Genomic DNA, 19410 nt, shown 5'->3' with positions numbered 1-19410 from the left:
ATCGGGCTTAACTTCTCTGTTCGGAATGTTCAGCCGTGAGCCCCGACATTTGAAATTAAAAGGAGGAAGCCCAGTGGGCTTCAGGTACGCGAACTTTAGTTCGCCAATAACAATATAAAACAAAAAACCCTATCCAAATAAATGAATAGGGCTTCAAAAAAAAGGCGGCGACATACTCTCCCACATAACTGCAGTACCATCTGCGCAATCGGGCTTAACTTCTCTGTTCGGAATGGGAAGAGGTGAGCCCCGACGCAATAACCACCTTAAGTCGTTTTGCAAGGGTCTCGTTATTAAAACGAGAACAATACATAATATCTTAACATACTGAGATAAAGAAATTTTAATTACCGCGAAGCGGAAATATAAAAGAAAGAAAGTTTCTCCAGCCTCTTGCGAGGCTGGATGACGTACATAAGCTTACGGGTTATTAGTACTACTCGACTATGACATTACTGCCTTTACATCTATAGCCTATCAACGTGGTCATCTCCCACGACCCTTAAAAGAAATCTCATCTTGTGGTGGGTTTCGCGCTTATATGCTTTCAGCGCTTATCCCTTCCCAACGTAGCTACTCTGCGGTGCTCCTGGCGGAACAACAGATACACCAGAGGTTAGTCCAATTCGGTCCTCTCGTACTAGAATCAGATCCACTCAAATTTCTTGCGCCCACAGTAGATAGAGACCGAACTGTCTCACGACGTTCTGAACCCAGCTCGCGTGCCACTTTAATGGGCGAACAGCCCAACCCTTGGGACCTTCTCCAGCCCCAGGATGTGACGAGCCGACATCGAGGTGCCAAACCCCCCCGTCGATATGAGCTCTTGGGGGAGATCAGCCTGTTATCCCCGGCGTACCTTTTATCCTTTGAGCGATGGCCCTTCCATGCGGAACCACCGGATCACTATGCTCTACTTTCGTACCTGATCGACCTGTATGTCTCTCAGTCAAGCTCCCTTATGCCATTGCACTCTACGCACGGTTACCAAGCGTGCTGAGGGAACCTTTAGAAGCCTCCGTTACTCTTTTGGAGGCGACCACCCCAGTCAAACTACCCACCAAGCAATGTCCCCCACATAAGCGGGGTTAGACCTCAGATAAGCAAAGGGTGGTATTTCAACAATGACTCCACAACGCCTAGCGACGCCACTTCATAGTCTCCCACCTATCCTACACATCACTTATCCAAGACCAATACTAAGCTATAGTAAAGGTGCACAGGGTCTTTTCGTCCCACTGCGGGTAATCGGCATCTTCACCGATACTACAATTTCACCGAGCTCATGGCTGAGACAGTGTCCAGATCGTTACACCATTCGTGCAGGTCGGAACTTACCCGACAAGGAATTTCGCTACCTTAGGACCGTTATAGTTACGGCCGCCGTTTACTGGGGCTTCAATTCAATGCTTCTCCGAAGATAACATCTCCTCTTAACCTTCCAGCACCGGGCAGGTGTCAGGCCCTATACTTCATCTTACGATTTGGCAGAGCCCTGTGTTTTTGATAAACAGTCGCCTGGACCTTTTCACTGCGGCCAGCATTGCTGCTGGCGACCTTTCTCCCGAAGTTACAGGTCTATTTTGCCTAATTCCTTAGCCATGAATCTCTCGAGCACCTTAGGATTCTCTCCTCGACTACCTGTGTCGGTTTACGGTACGGGTTCTTATAATCTAAGTTTAGAGGTTTTTCTTGGAAGCCCTTAGGCACACTATCTCTTTGCCCGAAGGCTCCGAGTACTATCGTATTTCCCCAAGCCGCGTGGATTTGCCTGCGCAGCTTATAGGTAGGTACTTCAACGAACTATTCCGTCAGTTCGCGGTGCTTTCATCACTCCGTCACCCCATCACAATTATAAGAAGTACGGGAATATTAACCCGTTGGCCATCGACTGTTCCTTTCGGATTCGCCTTAGGACCCGACTAACCCTCAGCTGATTAGCATAGCTGAGGAAACCTTAGTCTTTCGGTGTGCGGGTTTCTCGCCCGCATTATCGTTACTTATGCCTACATTTTCTTTTCTAACCAGTCCAGCATGCCTTACGACACACCTTCAACCCTGTTAGAATGCTCCCCTACCACTTGACATAGTCAAGTCCATAGCTTCGGTAATATGCTTATGCCCGATTATTATCCATGCTCGTCCGCTCGACTAGTGAGCTGTTACGCACTCTTTAAATGAATGGCTGCTTCCAAGCCAACATCCTAGCTGTCTGGGCAGACAAACCTCGTTTTTTCAACTTAGCATATATTTGGGGACCTTAGCTGATGGTCTGGGTTCTTTCCCTCTCGGACATGGACCTTAGCACCCATGCCCTCACTGTTAGTAAACATTATATAGCATTCGGAGTTTGTCAGGAATTGGTAGGCGGTGAAGCCCCCGCATCCAATCAGTAGCTCTACCTCTATATAACTTTACGACTAACGCTGCACCTAAATGCATTTCGGGGAGTACGAGCTATTTCCGAGTTTGATTGGCCTTTCACCCCTACCCACAGGTCATCCGAAGACTTTTCAACGTCAACCGGTTCGGACCTCCACTATGTGTTACCACAGCTTCATCCTGCCCATGGGTAGATCACACGGTTTCGCGTCTAACACTACTGACTAAAGCGCCCTATTCAGACTCGCTTTCGCTACGGATCCATACCTTAAGTACTTATCCTTGCCAGCAACGTTAACTCGTAGGCTCATTATGCAAAAGGCACGCCGTCACCCCACTAAAGGGCTCCGACCGCTTGTAAGCGTATGGTTTCAGGATCTATTTCACTCCGTTATTCACGGTTCTTTTCACCTTTCCCTCACGGTACTGGTTCACTATCGGTCTCTCAGGAGTATTTAGCCTTAGCGGATGGTCCCGCCAAATTCAGACAGGGTTTCACGTGCCCCGCCCTACTCAGGATACCACTATCCTTATCTTCTCTTACTTATACGGGACTATCACCCTCTGTGGTTAACCTTTCCAGGTTATTCTAATTCAATCCGCAAGAAATGTCGTGGTCCTACAACCCCAAAATTGCCGTAACAACTTTGGTTTGGGCTAATCCGCGTTCGCTCGCCACTACTTACGGAATCACTTTTGTTTTCTTCTCCTCCGCCTACTTAGATGTTTCAGTTCAGCGGGTTTGCTTTCCTTTCGGAATGACATGTCTTCAACATGCCGGGTTGCCCCATTCAGGTATCTACGGATCAATTCGTGTGTGCCAATCCCCGTAGCTTTTCGCAGCTTATCACGCCTTTCTTCGCCTCTGAGAGCCTAGGCATCCCCCATACGCCCTTATTTTGCTTATTGTACTTTTGCTTCTATACATTACTGCATAAAAACGTGTTCTTTCTACTTTTTAAATTTTCTTATCTCAATATGTCAATGAACTTGTGGCGAGTCGCCACTGACAAATAATTATCAGCGTGACTTTAGCCATTGTGGAGAATATCGGAGTCGAACCGATGACCTCCTGCGTGCAAGGCAGGCGCTCTAGCCAGCTGAGCTAATCCCCCGTTTCTCTAGTAGGCAGTGTTCAGTGTTCAGTTTCTCAGTAACCTAAACTACATGCAAACCAGCAGTGAATTTTCAACCTCCAGAATTTCCTTTTATAAACATAAACAGTCTTTGTAATTACCAATTATTAACTATCAATTGTCAATTAAAAAGTAGTCCCGCCCAGACTCGAACTGGGGACCCCTACATTATCAGTGTAGTACTCTAACCAGCTGAGCTACGAGACTCTGTTTTTTTGCTTATTATAATATTTGAACTAACAGCGAGAGTAAAAAATTCTTCCAATTTGAGGACTATCCTCTATATCGTCTCTAGAAAGGAGGTGTTCCAGCCGCACCTTCCGGTACGGCTACCTTGTTACGACTTAGCCCCAGTTACCAGTTTTACCCTAGGCAGCTCCTTACGGTCACCGACTTCAGGTACCCCCAGCTTCCATGGCTTGACGGGCGGTGTGTACAAGGCCCGGGAACGTATTCACCGGATCATGGCTGATATCCGATTACTAGCGATTCCAGCTTCACGGAGTCGAGTTGCAGACTCCGATCCGAACTGAGAACGGTTTTGTAGATTCGCTCCTGGTCACCCAGTGGCTGCTCTCTGTACCGTCCATTGTAGCACGTGTGTAGCCCAAGGCGTAAGGGCCGTGATGATTTGACGTCATCCCCACCTTCCTCACAGTTTACACTGGCAGTCTTGTTAGAGTTCCCGACTTGACTCGCTGGCAACTAACAACAGGGGTTGCGCTCGTTATAGGACTTAACCTGACACCTCACGGCACGAGCTGACGACAACCATGCAGCACCTTGTAAATTGTCCGAAGAAAAAACTGTTTCCAGTCCTGTCAATCTACATTTAAGCCTTGGTAAGGTTCCTCGCGTATCATCGAATTAAACCACATGCTCCACCGCTTGTGCGGGCCCCCGTCAATTCCTTTGAGTTTCATTCTTGCGAACGTACTCCCCAGGTGGGATACTTATCACTTTCGCTTAGCCACTGAACTTGCGCCCAACAGCTAGTATCCATCGTTTACGGCGTGGACTACCAGGGTATCTAATCCTGTTCGCTCCCCACGCTTTCGTCCATCAGCGTCAATCAATTGTTAGTAACCTGCCTTCGCAATTGGTATTCCATGTAATATCTAAGCATTTCACCGCTACACTACATATTCTAGTTACTTCACAATAATTCAAGTCTAACAGTATCAATGGCCGTTTGATCGTTGAGCGACCAGATTTCACCACTGACTTATTAAACCGCCTACGGACCCTTTAAACCCAATGATTCCGGATAACGCTTGGATCCTCCGTATTACCGCGGCTGCTGGCACGGAGTTAGCCGATCCTTATTCTTACGGTACCGTCAAGCTCCGACACGTCGGAGTGTTTCTTCCCGTACAAAAGCAGTTTACACACCATAGATGCGTCTTCCTGCACGCGGCATGGCTGGATCAGGCTTGCGCCCATTGTCCAATATTCCTCACTGCTGCCTCCCGTAGGAGTCTGGTCCGTGTCTCAGTACCAGTGTGGGGGATCTCCCTCTCAGGACCCCTACCTATCGTAGCCATGGTAAGCCGTTACCTTACCATCTAGCTAATAGGACGCATGCCCATCTTTTACCGTTGGAACTTTAATAATTAAATGATGCCATTCAATTATACCATGGGGCATTAATCCAAATTTCTCTGGGCTATTCCCCTGTAAAAGGTAGGTTGCATACGCGTTACGCACCCGTGCGCCGGTCTCTAGTATTGCTACTATACCCCTCGACTTGCATGTGTTAAGCCTGCCGCTAGCGTTCATCCTGAGCCAGGATCAAACTCTTCATCGTATGTTGTTGATAATTTCTTATCGTTTTTTTAGACAAAGGCTAGTCTTTTTCAAATCTTTCGACTCTCTTACTCTCTTTTATTTGTCCTAACATCTCTGTTAGAACGGCTGTCAATTCAATATGTCTATGAACGTTTTCTTCTTATTATATCGCCTCTCTTTCGGTTAGCGGGTGCAAAAGTAAGTAACTTTTTTATTCTGGCAAGCTTTTTTGAAAATATTTTTAAATTTATTTTCTCCCAACTTGTTTCTCCAGCTTTTCAATGAACTCCCTCTCTTGCGGGGTGCAAATATAAAAACTATTTTTCTCCCAATCCAAATAAAAACAACCCTTTTTTGAACTTTTTTTTAACCGTCTGATAACATGAATTTTACAAATGCAGTTCGCCAATAGTTTTATAAATCCCTGACAAACGAACCCAAAAGCCACCCCTTTAGCCCCGATTGAAACGGCGCCGTGCAGAGTGAAAAGCGGGAATTGCCATAACCAACAAAGACCAAACCTTTCGCTACTATTCGAAACGAATGGATTTTGACGGTGTAATTTTGGTGATAATAAAGGAAGGAATTAATAAAACGAGTAGGCAGATGGCTACGGTTCCTATATTTAAGAGCAATATGTAGAATAGATTGATGTCGACAGGCGCTTCGTTGACGTAGTAACTTTCAGGATTGAGTTTGATGATGCCGAAGTATTTTTGCAACAACAAAAATCCGATACCAACGATGTTACCCCAAAGCAATCCTCTTCCAATTAGGTAAGCGGCATTGTAGAGGAATATTTTCCGGACAGTCCAATTGTTGGCGCCGATTGATTTTAGGATTCCGATCATCTGGGTTCGTTCTAAAATCAAAACCAATAGCGCGACTACCATATTAATAGTAGAAACGGCTATCATAACGATTAGAATGACGATGATATTGAAATCGAAAAGTTTGAGCCATTCAAAGATGTAATAGAATTTTTCGACTATGGTTTGGGTATCTAATGTGGATGAAGTTTCTGCGTAGACTTGCTGTCCTTTTTGTTCGATTTGTTTAAAATCGTCGACGAAGACTTCGAAAGAACCGATTTCGTTGGGCTTCCATTTGTTGATTCTCTGAACGTGACGAATATCTCCAATTACATAACTCGCATCGAATTCTTGAAATCCGGAATTGTAAATACCCACTATATTAAAATTTCGCAGGTTATACCCTTCACTATTTTCCTTCATGAAATAAGTCACAAACTTATCATTGAGTTTTAGGCCTAAACGATTGGCTAGATATTGTGAAATCAAAACTTCTTCGTTGAGATTGGCTTTGAAATTGGGCAGTCTGCCTTCGACCAAATATTCTTTAAGATTGGTCATTTCGTAATCTTTGCCGACTCCTTTGAAAATGACGCCTTCGAAAGCGGTTTCTGTTCTTATGATTCCGGCTTTACTGGCGACAGCTTGCACATGAGTGATTCCGTCAACATTTTTAAACTTAGGATAAAAACTTTGGTTAATGGAAATCGGTTTGGTACTAACATCCGAATTGTTGTCGTTGTAACCGGAAATTATAATGTGTCCGTTGAAAGCGGAAACCTTTTGGCGTATTTTTTGTTGCAAACCCATACCGGTAGCGATAGAAATTATCATCATGATCATGCCCAAGGCAATGGCCGTGATAGCTATTTTTATTATTGGCGCAGAAATACTACTTTTATGGTCTTTAGCAGTAATGAGTCGTTTCGCTATAAAATATTCTAATTTCAATGGTATGATTTCAAATTTGGTGTTCAAAAATACAGTTTTATTCTCGGTTTTGCTAATGGTTTCGTGTGGAGCTTCGCAGAAGAAAAAAGAGATAAGGGATAAGGCAGAAGATATTCTTCCTAAAAATGTAAAATTCGAAATTCAAACAGGAGCACAAAACACAAATACTTATTTACCTTTATTAAAAGATAAAAAAGTTGGCATTGTGACCAATCAAACAGGAGTATTAAGTAGCGCTAAAGTTAACCATACTTCAGACCCAAAAAACACAACCATTTCAAGAGAAACTGTTCATCTAGTCGATTACCTTTTGGAACAAAAAATCAACGTCCAAAAAATCTACGCGCCCGAACACGGTTTCCGCGGCACGGCTGATGCAGGCGAATTGATTAAAGATGGAAAAGATACCAAAACCGATTTGCCTATCATTTCCTTATACGGTAACAACAAAAAGCCTAAACCGGAACAATTAGCCGGAATAGATGTTTTGGTTTTTGACTTGCAAGATGTTGGTGCCCGTTTTTATACTTACATATCTTCACTACATTATATAATGGAAACTTGTGCGGAAAACAACATTCCGTTGATTGTTTTGGACAGACCAAATCCGAATGGAAGTATTGTTGACGGACCTATATTAGAAAAAGAAAACACCAGCTTTGTGGGTATGCACCAAATCCCATTACTTCACGGGATGACTATTGGTGAATATGCTAAAATGATTAACGGAGAAAAATGGTTAAAAAATGGAATTCAATGCAACTTGACAGTAATTCCGTGCCTGAATTACAAAAGAGAAATGGCTTATAGTTTACCTGTAAAACCTTCGCCCAACTTGCCGAATGATCAATCTATCAATTTATATGCGAGTTTGTGTTTGTTTGAAGGAACCAATGTAAGTTCGGGACGAGGAACTGAAAAACAGTTTCAGATTTACGGCTCGCCTTTTTTACCAAAAAGCGGTTTTAATTTTACTCCCATTCCAAATTTTGGTGCCAAAGAACCAATGCATAAAGACCAATTGTGTTATGGTGAAGATTTGTCGAAGATTGAAAAAGTGACCCGTTTGGAATTAAAATGGCTCATCAAAGCCTATCAAACGACAACAGATAAAAGTAAATTCTTCAATGATTTCTTTACCAAATTGGCCGGAACCAAAACACTACAACAACAAATTGAAGCCGGAACTTCGGAAAACGACATTCGAAAATCTTGGGAGAAAGGGCTGAATGATTTTAAAGTCATGCGCAAAAAGTATTTGATTTATTAAGGATTTCCTTTTACAATTCTTTTCAAAAATCGAAACAAAAAGTACGGAGTAAAAAAGAATACCAAGAGCAATACAGTTATAATCAGCGACAGCATAAACACTTCAAACATTTGGAAAGCAAATGAATTTGTAGGTTCATCGGCATCTATCCAATAACCAAACAAAGCAGTCGCCAAGGAAAATGCATAAATCAACAGCAAATAAAAAGGGAATTTTTTCATAACAGTCTTTTTTTTTAAAACGAAAAAAAAAGTCCTTTATTATGTTACAACCTCAATATTCGGATTGATTTTTAAAAGCTCCTGAATAAAATCGGCGCGTTCTTTTGGAGAAATCAGCACTTCATCATACTTATTGTACACCACCGCAATTCTGTCTAATGATAACGCCGGCGAACTCAGCGGATTGTTGGTGCTGTAAATTTTCCGAATGGATTTAATATCGATTTTTGTCCACCAAATCTGCAGATTTTCTCCATCGATTTTATATTTGATAGATTTGAACATCAAAAAAACCAAACTCAAAACCCCGAAAGAAACAGAGAACATGACATAGTCTTTGCTCAAAATACCTTCAATCATCGGATAACAGAAGACGATAAAAATGATGATAATCAACCACCAATCGATTTTAGATCTATAAACTTTCATGTCAATACATTATAAAGGTAAACGTTTCTTCATTTCTTCAACAATATTATAAGCCGCAGGACAAATCGCCACATTCTTCAAAGTCAAATCGGAGATTTGTTGGAATTTCTTTCGATCGGTATGTGGAAATTCGCGGCAAGCCTTGGGACGAACGTCATAAATCAGGCAATAGTTTTCATTGTCCAAAAACGTACACGGCACATTTTGCAACACATAATCCTTGTCTTCATCAATCCGCAAATACTGATCGATAAACTGTTGTGGCTTTTGTTTCAAATGTTTCGCAATGCGCTCAATATCGGCCAAAGTAAATAATGGTCCGGTCGTTTTACAACAATTGGCACATTTCAAACAATCGGTTCGCTTAAACTCCGCGTCATGCAAATCCTGCATCACATAATCCAAATTCTTGGGCGTTTTCTTTTTCAGCTTGTCGAAATACTTTTTGTTTTCGATATGCTTATCTTTGGCTAACTTTTGGATTTCGTTTAAGGAAGGTTTCAAACTCATGGTGCAAAATTAAACAACTTTACACAATCCATCTGTAAAAACATTTAAAAACTCAGTCACTCAGCATCTCAGTCACTTAGCAACTCAAAAAAATGACACGAGCGAAGCGACTGCATGAGACCTTAAAAAAATAATAAATAAAACGAATGAAAGATTTATTCGGCCAAGCCATACTCGATTTTCAAACCAACAATTCACCCGAAGATTTGATCACTGAAACCAATATCTCCGAAGCCGATGAAATGAGTGTGGATTATCTTTTCCGCGGCTATAATGACATGCCCAAGTTGGAAAAGAAAGCCTTGCAACTCGCCAAAGGCAAAATCCTCGATGTAGGTTGCGGCGCAGGAAGTCACAGTTTGTACTTACAAGAAAAAGGTTTTGACGTTACCGCTATCGACATTTCACCCAATGCGATTAAAGCTTGCCAACTTCGAGGCGTAAAAAATGCCCGAGTTCAGAATCTGTTGGACGTTGAAAACGACCCGAGCGAAAGCGAACAGGCGAAGCAAAAATTCGACACCATTCTATTATTAATGAACGGCACGGGAATCTTTGGCACTTTAGCCGAAACTTCCAAATATTTGCAGAAATTAAAGTCGCTTTTAAATCCGAATGGACAAATTTTGATTGACAGTTCGGACATCATTTATATGTTTGACGAAGACGAAGACGGTAGCTTTCTCGTTCCTGCCAATGGTTATTATGGCGAACTGACATTTACCGTTTCTTATAAAGGACAAACCGAGGACACTTTTCCTTGGCTCTATCTTGATTACAACACTTTGCAAAATGCCGCTCACGCCAATGGTTTGGAATGTGAATTGGTCATTGAAGGCAAGCATTATGATTATTTGGCTAAGCTGTCACACTAATTCTATAAAAGTTAGAAGCTATTTCCGGCTATTCACTATATCTTTTACACCTGTCAGGTTTTAAAAACCTGACAGGTGTAAAAGGATACCGTTACTATCCGGGCTAGGCTTTATGCTTCTATCAAATTGGTTGTTTTAATAATATCTTCTAATGCTTTGTACAAAACATCCAAATCTTCCTGCGAATTATAAGCATTAATCGAATACCTCAAATAAACATTCCCATTCAAAGGCATCACCGGAATTTGGATTTTGTAATGATCGTATAGTAAATCTTTTAACTCAGTCGGTTTTGAAGTTTTTACCGGAATACTCGCCATTTGGCCTAAAAATTCGGCCGTTATCGGTGCCAAAGGTTGGGTTTTGAGTAAATCACAAAAGCGTTGGTAATTGTCAAAAACGATTTGCTTGCAAGCTTTTGATTTGGCCGCCCAATTGTTTTGCGCCAAGAACTCAATTACTTTTGGCGTACACAAAAAAGCTGAATGATCATTGGTTCCTTGGTATTCGTGATAATCTAGGAATTGACTTTCGCTTGGTGCCAGACTTTCGTAACCCCAACTTACCACCAAAGGTTCAATATCGGCTTGGAATTCTTTTTTCACATAGAGAAACGAACTGCCTTTGGGTGCCAACATCCATTTGTGTAAAGTTCCTGTGTAGAAATCGGGATTCAATGCTGTGATGTTTAAATCAATATGACCCGGAACGTGCGCGCCGTCAACAATCGTGATTAAACCTAATTCTTGGGCTTTGTCACAAATCTCCTGAACCGGAAAAATCAAAGCGGTTGAACTCGAAATATGGTTTAGAAAAACAACTTTAGTGTTGCTGTTATAACCTTTCCAAAACTCTTCAATAATTTGTTCTTTGGAAACTATCGGCAAACTAATATTTTGACGGATATACTTAGCTCCCGATTTTTTACAATAAAAATTCCAAGTTCTGTCCATGGCACCATATTCGTGATTGGTTGCCAAAATCTCATCACCAGGTTGCAATGTCAAACTGCGCATGATGGTGTTTATTGCCACCGTCGGATTGGGTACAAAAAAGAAATCTTCTTGATTACATCCAATAAATTGGGCTAATGGAGCTTTGGCCATTTTGAGATACTCGGGTAATTTTTTCTGAATAAATTGAACCGGATCGGATTCTAACTCGCGTTGAAAGCGTTGGAATTCATCAAAGATGGGCTTCGGGCAAGAACCAAAGGAACCGTGATTTAAAAAGGTAATTGACGGGTCAAGTAAAAATTGTGATTTCATGATAGCATTGCCAGTTCGCTGACACTCGTGTAATAATTATTTGGTAAAAATAAAAAATCCCAAACAGTGTTCGGGATTTTAACTTTAATTTATGTTCTGCTACTATTGCATGTATTTCATCATCAAAGCTTGAATTTCTCCTTGTAAACCCGCCATTGATTCTTGTGATTTTTTGGCAATTACTTCTGCTTTGTCCGCCATTTTTTTTCCTACCGGACTGTTATAAAAAGCCAACATCGCTTTGATATCCTCTTTAGAATACTCTTGCATGTAAATTTCAACTGTTGAGTCATTTACTTTTTTCAATAAAACATCAAATTCTACGACAAAAGCTGCTTGCTTATCTTGAGGAATCATTGCCAGAACTTGCTTTTTAGCTGCATTCATTTGACCTGAAGCACCACTTTTTTCAATAACTGCTGCAACATCTTCTTTTGTTGGTTTGTCTTGAGAAAAACCCAATTGAGACACTAATACAAAAACGACTGCGAATAATAATTTTTTCATTTTTTTTTGATTTATTAATAATTTATAAAAATACTACTTTTCTCGGAATACCATCGGGTATTTTATCTCGATGCTGATAGGCTTACCACCACGTTTGGCTGGCTCCCATTTTGGACATTTTTTCAAAACCCTGATGAATTCCGTTGCTGATTCGACATCAAAAAACTCGGTAATTTTAATGTTTTTAACACTGCCGTCTACATCTACGGTGAAAGCACCAACCATTTTTCCGGCTTTGGTTACTTTAGAATAATCAAATTCTTTTCTGATAAATTTGGTAAACTCCTCGATTCCTCCGCCATTGAATTTGGCTTCAATTCTATCTCCACCGAGATACACTTCATCTTCTCCACCAATTTGGGAGAAACCCATCATTGGTACAAGAACAAACAATAATAATCTAACTGACTTCATCTATAGAGTTTAAGGAATATTTAGATATTTATGGGTTTGCAGTGACACTCTCCATTTTGGATTGTTCATGACATAATCAACGATTAATGGTGTCATTTCTTCTTTTTTACTCCATTCGGGTTGTAGAAAAAGAATCGCATTAGGATTTACTTTGGCTGCTTGCTCTTCTGCAAAAGTGAAGTCATGTTTGTTGTAAATAATCACTTTCAACTCGCTTGCTATTTCATAAGCACCGGCAACGGGTAATTTATTTTTCTTTGGAGACAAACAAAACCAATCCCAAGTTCCCGAAACAGGATAAGCGCCCGAGGTTTCAATATGTACTTTTAGATTTTTGGCTTTTAACTTTTGCGTCAGCAATGTCATGTCCCATGTTAAAGGCTCGCCACCGGTTACGACAACCGTATCGGCATATTTAGCCGCATTGTCAACAATAATATCGGTGTTTGTTGGCGGATGCAATTCCGCATTCCAACTTTCTTTCACATCACACCAATGACAACCTACATCGCAACCGCCAATTCGGATAAAGTAAGCCGCCGTTCCTGTATGATATCCTTCGCCTTGAATGGTATAAAATTCTTCCATTAGCGGAAGCATTTCCCCTTTTTCAACGGCCGATTGTGTTTCTTTTGATAACATTATTTAAAATATAGTGGGCAAAGATAATCAATTTGCTTTGCCAGTTGGTTGTGCTCGTATGAAAATGAGTTAATTTAGCTTTGTCCTGTTCGACCTTTGGCTTCGGGCGAAAATTTAAAAATGAAATAAAAAAAACCGCCTCAATAAGATTGAGACGGTTTTTAAAATTATAATGCTTTGCTTATTTCAATAATTTCAGTGATTCAATAGCATAGTTGTTTGCCGGATCAAGAGCTAACGTTTTATTAAAAAACTCAATCGCTTTTGCTTTATCAGAATTTGCATAATGAGCTGCTATATTATTGTATGATTCAATAAATTTTGCTTTATTTTTAGTCACTTCAGCTTCCCCTTTTGCCGTTACTACATCAATATACTGTTGATAGTAAGTTGCCATCATTTCGTCATTCTCCAATAGCGTATTAGTTCTTGCTCTGAAAATGTAGGCATCTTGAGTAGTTGGTGAGGCGGTGATTACATTGCCAAAAGCAACATCGGCTTTTTGCAAAGCTATCGGATCAGGTTTTACCAAATCTTTTCTGGTGTTATCATAGTATATTGAATTTCCTAGGTAGAAATTATCAATCAAATAATTTTTAGAAGTTGGGTTGGTCACCGCAATTTCAAAAACAGCTGCTGCCGCACCAAATGCCTTTTGATCATATAATTTTTTTCCTAATTCGTTCAATTCATTTGTTGCTAAAGGTTCCATGTCTACTGCTTTTTTGATGTCTTCAATAGCCGACGCTAATAATACCGGGTCTACTGTTTTACCATCTTCGCTGGTTCCTTTTTTTATTTTGGCTTGACCTAAATACAAATAATCACGAGGAATTATTTTGCTTGATGGATTAGAAATGAATTTTTGTAAAGCATCCAAAGCTGCATCAGGATTACCATTTTCGTAAGCAGAATAACCTAAGTATCTTAGAATTCTAGGATTTACACCATCTAGTTCTTTCATCTTATTAGCTTCAACTTCCAAAGCTTTGTAATCTTTAGCCAAGATCAAAAAGTCGGCATGACGCATGCGAGAAGTGATTGAATAATCCGTTAAACTCATGTATTTTTCATAAAACCCTAAAGCTTTTTGAATATTTTCGGTGTAAGTTGACGGTACATTATTGCCCCATAAGTAGTAAGTTTCAGCTAACTCTCTGTAAACCGGACCATAATTAGGGTTGATTCCAATTACTTCATTGTAAGCTTTAACCGCTTCAGTATAAGCTTTGGCTCCTTTTAATAAAACGCCCAATTGCATTTTGGCTCTGATTAATGAACTGTCTGCTTGGTAGGCATTTCTATAGGCTACATATGCTTCGTTTTGTTTTTTCTCACCGTAGTAAGCATCTCCTAATGCCAATTGCACTTGTGGATCTGTTGGATTTGCAGTTGCCGCTTTGGTTAAAACCGTAATAGCACTTGCATAATCTGGCTTATCTGCATTCATATAGGCACGTGCAATATAAATATATTCTTCGGTGTCTTTCTTTTTTAAGTCTTTGGTAACCAAATTGAACTTGGCTTGTGCAGCGGTTTTATTATTAGCATCTAAGTCCATTTGACCCAATCCAATATTATTAAATTTGGCTCCATCACTAGCGCTTAAACCCTTTTGAAAATAGATTGACGCTGAGTCAGCAATGTTTTGTTTTAGGTAAATGTTACCCAAAAGAAAAGCGGCTTTCCCACTAGAAGGTTTGGTTTGTATAACGGATTTCAACAACGATTTTGCTTTCTCAAATTGTTCAGCATCAATAGCTTTCTTCGCTGGCTCTAAATCCTGGGCTTTCGCAACGGTTGTTGCTACTAACGCTAAGCTGAATATTTTAAATTTGTTCATCTTGCAATTTTTAATTATTATCTTTTGTATTATTATTTTTAATCACGATTTTTCTGGTTGGAACACGTTCAGGCACTAATCCTGATTTTAAAATGATGCGTTGTCCTCTTTCTCCACCAAGGAAGGAACCAAATCCCATTCCCAATCCGGAATATCCTTGACAGTTGACGATATACAAATGACGTGCCAAAGGATACTTACCCTGGGCTAGATTGTCTTGTGTTGGAAATACATATTCGTTCGAATCTTTGCCTTTCACGCCTAAAACATTCACTTGATCCACTACTTTTTGAAGATCTAATGGCGGTTGAAAAATCCAATTCATCCCTATAACGCCTATCATTCCATTGTTTTCAGCTACATACTTGATAACCTCTTCATTGGTTTTGAATGAAAACACATTTTTCTGTTTGTCAATTTTCATTCCGGCTATTTCAGACATGAATCTGACAGTGCTCGAATTTGGGTTGTCAAACACTAATCCTTTTATATTTGGCACAGGTTTGCCGCTAATAAAATCAATTATATCCTGCAAAACGACTATGGTATCATTGGCTGTTTTACTTTTAATAAAAGCGACAGCATCTGTGGCAAAAGGCGTAATTCTTGGCGTAATCTTTTTGCTTTCTAGAACCTTAATTTCTTTGGTAGAAAGTGTTCTTGTGAGAACAGCAATTTTGGCTGAATCATTTAGTAATGAATTCAAAATCTCATTTTCAGATTGGGCAACCAAATGCAATTTAGCATTGTATTGTGTTTCAAAAACAGCTTCTTGATCTTCTATTATAGGCAATACAGACTCGTCAACATAAATTGTCGCTTTCCCTTCAAGTATGGTATCCGTCTTGCTATCTGCTTTTTCTTGACAAGAAAACACAAATAATAATGTTAGCAAAAGAAAACCCGTAATAGTTTTTGTTATTTTATTCATCTATTTTATTCATCATCTAAATTATTCAAACGCTTTACCTGTGTTATAAAACGGATAAAACCAAATAATATTATAAGGCAACCTACAATTATTTGAAGGTTATTAGGCAAATTCAATTTTAATTGCTCCCAGAACAGCAAAAGCGATCCTAAAAAACAAAAAGCAATAAAATTCAATAAGCTAATAACGAGAAGAAATCGCCCTTTTAGCGATTTCTTCTTAAAATTATCTATGATTTTTGAAATCATTTATTCGGCTGATTGTATAGAAATCGGTAGCGAGTATAATACCCTAACCTTTTTACCATTCTGTTCACCCGGATTCCATCTCGGACAAGATTTCAATACTCTGATGGCTTCTTTTCCGGTTCCGTAACCAATATCTCTTATTACTTTGATATCTGTTAATGAACCATCCTTTTCTACAACGAAAGTTACGAAAATCTTTCCTTTCAATCCATCCTCTTCAGGAACTTGGAAATTTTTACCAATGAATTTGTAAAATTTCTCTAATCCACCAGGGAAATCAGGTTTTACCTCGATACCCGCTGTGTTGTAGATATTATTATCTTCTTCAACTACACTTGGTCCTGTTCCAACCGGCTCAACAGATAAAGGTGCATCAGGATCTCCTTTAATCGTTTCAGCTCCTAGTTTTTTATCTTTAATTTCTTCAACTTTAGGTGGCTCTTCAACAATCTCTTCTGTTTTAGCCACTACCGGTTTTACAAATTTCACCTGATCCTGTTTTGGAGGCGGTGGAGGCGGTGGTGGAAGATTTTCAGGCGGTTTCTCTTTTGGAGGTAACTTAATGGTGACAATCTTTTGATCCAAAGAAGTGTCTTCAGTACCTTCCGGTATTAAGCTAATGATGAGTGGTGCACTTACGGCTAAACCGAATATAACAGCTCCTATCGCTAGTGAACGCAAAGTAGTTTTGGGGTTTTCTTTACGCAACTCATAAGCACCATAGGCTTTGTTGCGTCCCTCAAAAACGATGTCTATCCACTGTCTTTTTAATAAGTCTAATTTCATATTTTTACTTTTTAAAGATTAGCACAAGACATTACTTGTTCATTTCGTCTACTAGTTTTTGTTCTTCAGGAGTGATGTCATTTACAATCGCATAAGATGGAACCTTGCAAATTGCCATTTCATCCAGTATATCAACTAAATTTCTATATGTTGATTTCTTACTTGGTTTGATAATTACTATCAATCCGTCCCCTTTTTTATAGGTTGGTAAAGTTTGGCAATACTCATTAACAGAAACTACTCTTTTCAAAATTTCTTTGCGCAAACCATTCTTTCCATAAACCGCATTAGTTGGAGCTCCACCCGGTTCAGGTGTCTCTAACAACCCATGAAACCATTTTATTTGGTTGTCTTTTCCCATGATAATAGTCATGGTTCTTTTTTGGTCAACTTTTATATTATCTTTAGGTTCATCCTCTTTATTCTTATCCGGTAAACCCAAATCCATAGATTGTGGTTTTGATAAAGACGTTGTCAACATAAAGAACGTAATCAATAAGAATGCCAAATCCACCATGGCAGTAAGATCCACTTTTGCATTGGACTTTTTACTTCTTACTTTTTTACTGCCTTTTTTGCCACCGCCGTCGCCGGTATTTAATTCAGCCATTTTATATTATTATTAAAATTAATAATCTTTTCCTCTTAAACCAGTAACTAAATTAAAGCTATTGATTTTTTGGTCCTGTAAAATATCCATCACTCTTTTAATCTGAGGATATTCTTCCTTAGCATCACCTTTGATTGCAAATTGAAGTTCTTTAGTAGCACCTTCATTGATATTTGCCAATCTTGCGCCTTGTATCCAATCTTGCAATTGATTGTTGATAGAGTCATGAGGAATACCAGGTTGCACTCCTTTTTTTACTCTATCCGCAGCTTTCATCGCCAGTAATTGCTTTAAACTTTCAATAGGAACACCAAACTCGTCAACAAGTGCGAATTGGGCTTTTTCTTCCTCTGTAAAAGTCAGTTTGTATTTCTGAGCCATATAATCAAGAGCACCCGAACGAATTGCTCTATCTTTCATTCCATAAAACACTTGTTCCTTACCATCGCTTTTCCCGACTGTTAACATCACCAAACCCGTTTCCGGCAATTTAGTCTGAACAGTGGAAGAAGGCGTATCTACCGGTAACGGCTCGGGCATTTTGGCCGTAGCTGTTAAGATAAAAAAGGTAAGCAAAAGGAAAGCCACATCACACATCGCCGTCATGTCGATGGCGCCTGCTGCCTTATGCGATTTTATTTTAGCCATTTATTTACTTGTTTTTAAATTACAATAAGTAGAATACCTAATTACTGAATTATGATTTTAAACTTCCTCTGAATTTTCTGTATGTGTTCACAATAGTTGAACCTGCCTCATCAATTGAGTAAGTTAAAGTATCGATTTTAGAAGTAAAGAAGTTGTAAGTTACAATTGCTAGGGCAGAAGTTGAGATACCGGTTGCAGTATTGATCAAAGCTTCAGAAATACCATTTGCTAATGCCGCTTGGTCAGGAGTACCTGTAGAAGCTAACGCACCAAATGCTTTAATCATCCCTGTTACTGTTCCTAATAATCCGGCAAGTGTTCCAAGAGCTACAAGTGTAGACAAAATAGTCATGTTTTTTTCTAACATTGGCATTTCCAATGAAGTTGCTTCTTCGATTTCTTTGTGAATTGTTTCCGCAGCTTCTTCGCTCGTAAACCCTTCTTTTTTAACCTCTTGATATTTTACTAGAGCTGATTTGATTGCATTAGCAACAGAACCTTGTTGTTTGTCACAAGCATTGATTGCATCATCAATATTTCCAGCTTTAACGCTAGCTTGTACATTTCTCATGAAAGTATCTAAGTTCCCTTTTCCTCCTGCTTTTGAAATAACAAAGAAACGCTCAATTGAAAATACCACTACCATTAATAATAGTCCCATCAAAACCGGAACAATTGGCCCACCTTTATATACCATTGCTAGGTAATTTCCTGGTAGCGGATGACCTGTATTCACGTTGCCTTCAAAGTTAGCACCATTACCCATTATAAACTGCCAAATTAACCATCCAACAAAAATACATGCTACAATGATGATTCCCGACATCATCCCTAAACCATTCGAACCAGATTCTTTTTTAACGTTTGCCATTTTTTTAAATTTTAAAAGTTTTAATAAATTATAAGTTTTAGTTGTTAATAAACTTGATTAGGAGCAAATTTAATTTTTTACTTCAAATAAAAAAACTTTTTTTAATTTTAATAACATATCGTTTTAAATACACTTTTGAGGGTGTTTCTAACATTTAAAACAATCATTAAATAATAAATAAAAATAAGTCTAATTTTCAAGGTTTTAATACACATTTATTATGTATAACGTGAAAAGTATTGAAAATGTATTTTCACTTCCTCCTTTT

The 19410-nt window shown here is 39.4% G+C and carries 16 protein-coding genes, 2 tRNA genes and 3 rRNA genes; 2 read left to right on the top strand and 19 right to left on the bottom strand.

The window, feature by feature from the left end:
- Positions 1 to 159: 159 nt before the first annotated feature.
- From rrf to C8C84_RS06190, 6 genes are all read right to left on the bottom strand, one after another.
- A 5S ribosomal RNA gene (gene rrf, locus C8C84_RS06215) occupies positions 160 to 269 on the bottom strand.
- Between the two features lie 141 nt (positions 270 to 410).
- A 23S ribosomal RNA gene (locus C8C84_RS06210) occupies positions 411 to 3291 on the bottom strand.
- Positions 3292 to 3423: 132 nt separating this feature from the next.
- Positions 3424 to 3497 (bottom strand) — tRNA-Ala (locus C8C84_RS06205).
- 154 nt (positions 3498 to 3651) lie between these two features.
- A tRNA-Ile gene (locus tag C8C84_RS06200) sits at positions 3652 to 3725 on the bottom strand.
- An 88-nt stretch (positions 3726 to 3813) separates the two neighbouring features.
- Positions 3814 to 5325: ribosomal RNA gene (locus C8C84_RS06195) — 16S ribosomal RNA — on the bottom strand.
- The 16S, 23S and 5S rRNA genes sit together here with 2 tRNA genes alongside, the layout of an rRNA operon.
- A 511-nt stretch (positions 5326 to 5836) precedes the next feature.
- Complete coding sequence (locus C8C84_RS06190) at positions 5837 to 7069, bottom strand: ABC transporter permease (RefSeq protein ID WP_121314990.1); 1233 nt, start codon at positions 7067 to 7069, stop codon at positions 5837 to 5839.
- A gap of 4 nt (positions 7070 to 7073) precedes the next feature.
- Here C8C84_RS06190 and C8C84_RS06185 point away from each other — a divergent pair, with 4 nt between their 5' ends.
- Positions 7074 to 8339 carry an exo-beta-N-acetylmuramidase NamZ domain-containing protein gene (locus C8C84_RS06185; RefSeq protein ID WP_121312707.1) on the top strand — a complete coding sequence of 422 codons (1266 nt, stop codon included), beginning with the start codon at positions 7074 to 7076 and terminating at the stop codon, positions 8337 to 8339.
- Here C8C84_RS06185 and C8C84_RS06180 read toward each other — a convergent pair.
- The 3 genes from C8C84_RS06180 to C8C84_RS06170 are packed head-to-tail and all read right to left on the bottom strand — an operon-like array spanning position 8336 to position 9499.
- Entirely contained in the window at positions 8336 to 8560 is a 225-nt protein-coding gene (locus tag C8C84_RS06180; RefSeq protein ID WP_121312706.1) for a hypothetical protein, read from the bottom strand. The two genes, C8C84_RS06185 and C8C84_RS06180, sit on opposite strands and share 4 nt — an antisense overlap.
- Positions 8561 to 8599: 39 nt before the next feature.
- Positions 8600 to 8989, bottom strand: coding sequence for a PH domain-containing protein (locus C8C84_RS06175; protein WP_121312705.1), 390 nt, complete (start codon positions 8987 to 8989; stop codon positions 8600 to 8602).
- A 9-nt stretch (positions 8990 to 8998) separates the two neighbouring features.
- Entirely contained in the window at positions 8999 to 9499 is a 501-nt protein-coding gene (locus C8C84_RS06170; RefSeq protein ID WP_370453640.1) for a YkgJ family cysteine cluster protein, read from the bottom strand.
- A 146-nt stretch (positions 9500 to 9645) separates the two neighbouring features.
- On the opposite strand from C8C84_RS06170, the gene C8C84_RS06165 reads away from it, so the two are divergent.
- A complete protein-coding gene (locus C8C84_RS06165) occupies positions 9646 to 10374 on the top strand; it encodes a bifunctional 2-polyprenyl-6-hydroxyphenol methylase/3-demethylubiquinol 3-O-methyltransferase UbiG (RefSeq protein ID WP_121312704.1) in 729 nt (242 codons plus the stop codon).
- Positions 10375 to 10484: 110 nt separating this feature from the next.
- Here the strand turns inward: C8C84_RS06165 and C8C84_RS06160 are convergent, their stop codons facing one another.
- The 10 genes from C8C84_RS06160 to C8C84_RS06110 all read right to left on the bottom strand — a co-directional run bounded on the left by C8C84_RS06160 (position 10485) and on the right by C8C84_RS06110 (position 19142).
- Positions 10485 to 11642 carry an aminotransferase class V-fold PLP-dependent enzyme gene (locus tag C8C84_RS06160; RefSeq protein ID WP_121312703.1) on the bottom strand — a complete coding sequence of 386 codons (1158 nt, stop codon included), beginning with the start codon at positions 11640 to 11642 and terminating at the stop codon, positions 10485 to 10487.
- A gap of 102 nt (positions 11643 to 11744) precedes the next feature.
- On the bottom strand, positions 11745 to 12149 hold the full coding sequence (locus tag C8C84_RS06155; protein WP_121312702.1) for a DUF2059 domain-containing protein: 405 nt from the start codon (positions 12147 to 12149) through the stop codon (positions 11745 to 11747).
- Between the two features lie 33 nt (positions 12150 to 12182).
- Positions 12183 to 12563, bottom strand: coding sequence for an energy transducer TonB (locus C8C84_RS06150; protein ID WP_121312701.1), 381 nt, complete (start codon positions 12561 to 12563; stop codon positions 12183 to 12185).
- Between the two features lie 9 nt (positions 12564 to 12572).
- Complete coding sequence (locus C8C84_RS06145) at positions 12573 to 13205, bottom strand: 7-carboxy-7-deazaguanine synthase QueE (protein WP_121312700.1); 633 nt, start codon at positions 13203 to 13205, stop codon at positions 12573 to 12575.
- 181 nt (positions 13206 to 13386) lie between these two features.
- The gene (locus C8C84_RS06140; protein WP_121312699.1) at positions 13387 to 15048 is read right to left on the bottom strand and encodes a tetratricopeptide repeat protein; all 1662 of its coding nucleotides are present in this window, start codon (positions 15046 to 15048) and stop codon (positions 13387 to 13389) included.
- Between the two features lie 10 nt (positions 15049 to 15058).
- The gene (locus C8C84_RS06135; protein ID WP_121312698.1) at positions 15059 to 15979 is read right to left on the bottom strand and encodes a PstS family phosphate ABC transporter substrate-binding protein; all 921 of its coding nucleotides are present in this window, start codon (positions 15977 to 15979) and stop codon (positions 15059 to 15061) included.
- Positions 15980 to 16227: 248 nt separating this feature from the next.
- Positions 16228 to 17013 carry an energy transducer TonB gene (locus C8C84_RS06125; protein ID WP_121312696.1) on the bottom strand — a complete coding sequence of 262 codons (786 nt, stop codon included), beginning with the start codon at positions 17011 to 17013 and terminating at the stop codon, positions 16228 to 16230.
- 31 nt (positions 17014 to 17044) lie between these two features.
- Entirely contained in the window at positions 17045 to 17623 is a 579-nt protein-coding gene (locus C8C84_RS06120) for a biopolymer transporter ExbD (protein ID WP_121312695.1), read from the bottom strand.
- An 18-nt stretch (positions 17624 to 17641) separates the two neighbouring features.
- Positions 17642 to 18271, bottom strand: a complete 630-nt coding sequence (locus tag C8C84_RS06115; RefSeq protein ID WP_121312694.1) for a biopolymer transporter ExbD — start codon at positions 18269 to 18271, stop codon at positions 17642 to 17644.
- 49 nt (positions 18272 to 18320) lie between these two features.
- Positions 18321 to 19142, bottom strand: coding sequence for a MotA/TolQ/ExbB proton channel family protein (locus C8C84_RS06110; protein ID WP_121312693.1), 822 nt, complete (start codon positions 19140 to 19142; stop codon positions 18321 to 18323).
- Positions 19143 to 19410: the final 268 nt, after the last annotated feature.

It is taken from the genome of Flavobacterium sp. 102 (genome assembly GCF_003634615.1).
Lineage (GTDB): Bacteria > Bacteroidota > Bacteroidia > Flavobacteriales > Flavobacteriaceae > Flavobacterium.
Note: the sequence above shows the minus strand (reverse complement) of the source record. Positions and strands in the feature narration are given on the sequence as shown.

Coding starts and splice junctions, on each gene's coding strand:
- C8C84_RS06185 (WP_121312707.1), top strand. CDS start 7,074: ATGATTTCAAATTTGGTGTTCAAAAATACAGTTTTATTCTCGGTTTTG.
- C8C84_RS06180 (WP_121312706.1), bottom strand. CDS start 8,560: ATGAAAAAATTCCCTTTTTATTTGCTGTTGATTTATGCATTTTCCTTG.
- C8C84_RS06175 (WP_121312705.1), bottom strand. CDS start 8,989: ATGAAAGTTTATAGATCTAAAATCGATTGGTGGTTGATTATCATCATT.
- C8C84_RS06170 (WP_370453640.1), bottom strand. CDS start 9,499: ATGAGTTTGAAACCTTCCTTAAACGAAATCCAAAAGTTAGCCAAAGAT.
- C8C84_RS06165 (WP_121312704.1), top strand. CDS start 9,646: ATGAAAGATTTATTCGGCCAAGCCATACTCGATTTTCAAACCAACAAT.
- C8C84_RS06160 (WP_121312703.1), bottom strand. CDS start 11,642: ATGAAATCACAATTTTTACTTGACCCGTCAATTACCTTTTTAAATCAC.
- C8C84_RS06155 (WP_121312702.1), bottom strand. CDS start 12,149: ATGAAAAAATTATTATTCGCAGTCGTTTTTGTATTAGTGTCTCAATTG.
- C8C84_RS06150 (WP_121312701.1), bottom strand. CDS start 12,563: ATGAAGTCAGTTAGATTATTATTGTTTGTTCTTGTACCAATGATGGGT.
- C8C84_RS06145 (WP_121312700.1), bottom strand. CDS start 13,205: ATGTTATCAAAAGAAACACAATCGGCCGTTGAAAAAGGGGAAATGCTT.
- C8C84_RS06140 (WP_121312699.1), bottom strand. CDS start 15,048: ATGAACAAATTTAAAATATTCAGCTTAGCGTTAGTAGCAACAACCGTT.
- C8C84_RS06135 (WP_121312698.1), bottom strand. CDS start 15,979: ATGAATAAAATAACAAAAACTATTACGGGTTTTCTTTTGCTAACATTA.
- C8C84_RS06125 (WP_121312696.1), bottom strand. CDS start 17,013: ATGAAATTAGACTTATTAAAAAGACAGTGGATAGACATCGTTTTTGAG.
- C8C84_RS06120 (WP_121312695.1), bottom strand. CDS start 17,623: ATGGCTGAATTAAATACCGGCGACGGCGGTGGCAAAAAAGGCAGTAAA.
- C8C84_RS06115 (WP_121312694.1), bottom strand. CDS start 18,271: ATGGCTAAAATAAAATCGCATAAGGCAGCAGGCGCCATCGACATGACG.
- C8C84_RS06110 (WP_121312693.1), bottom strand. CDS start 19,142: ATGGCAAACGTTAAAAAAGAATCTGGTTCGAATGGTTTAGGGATGATG.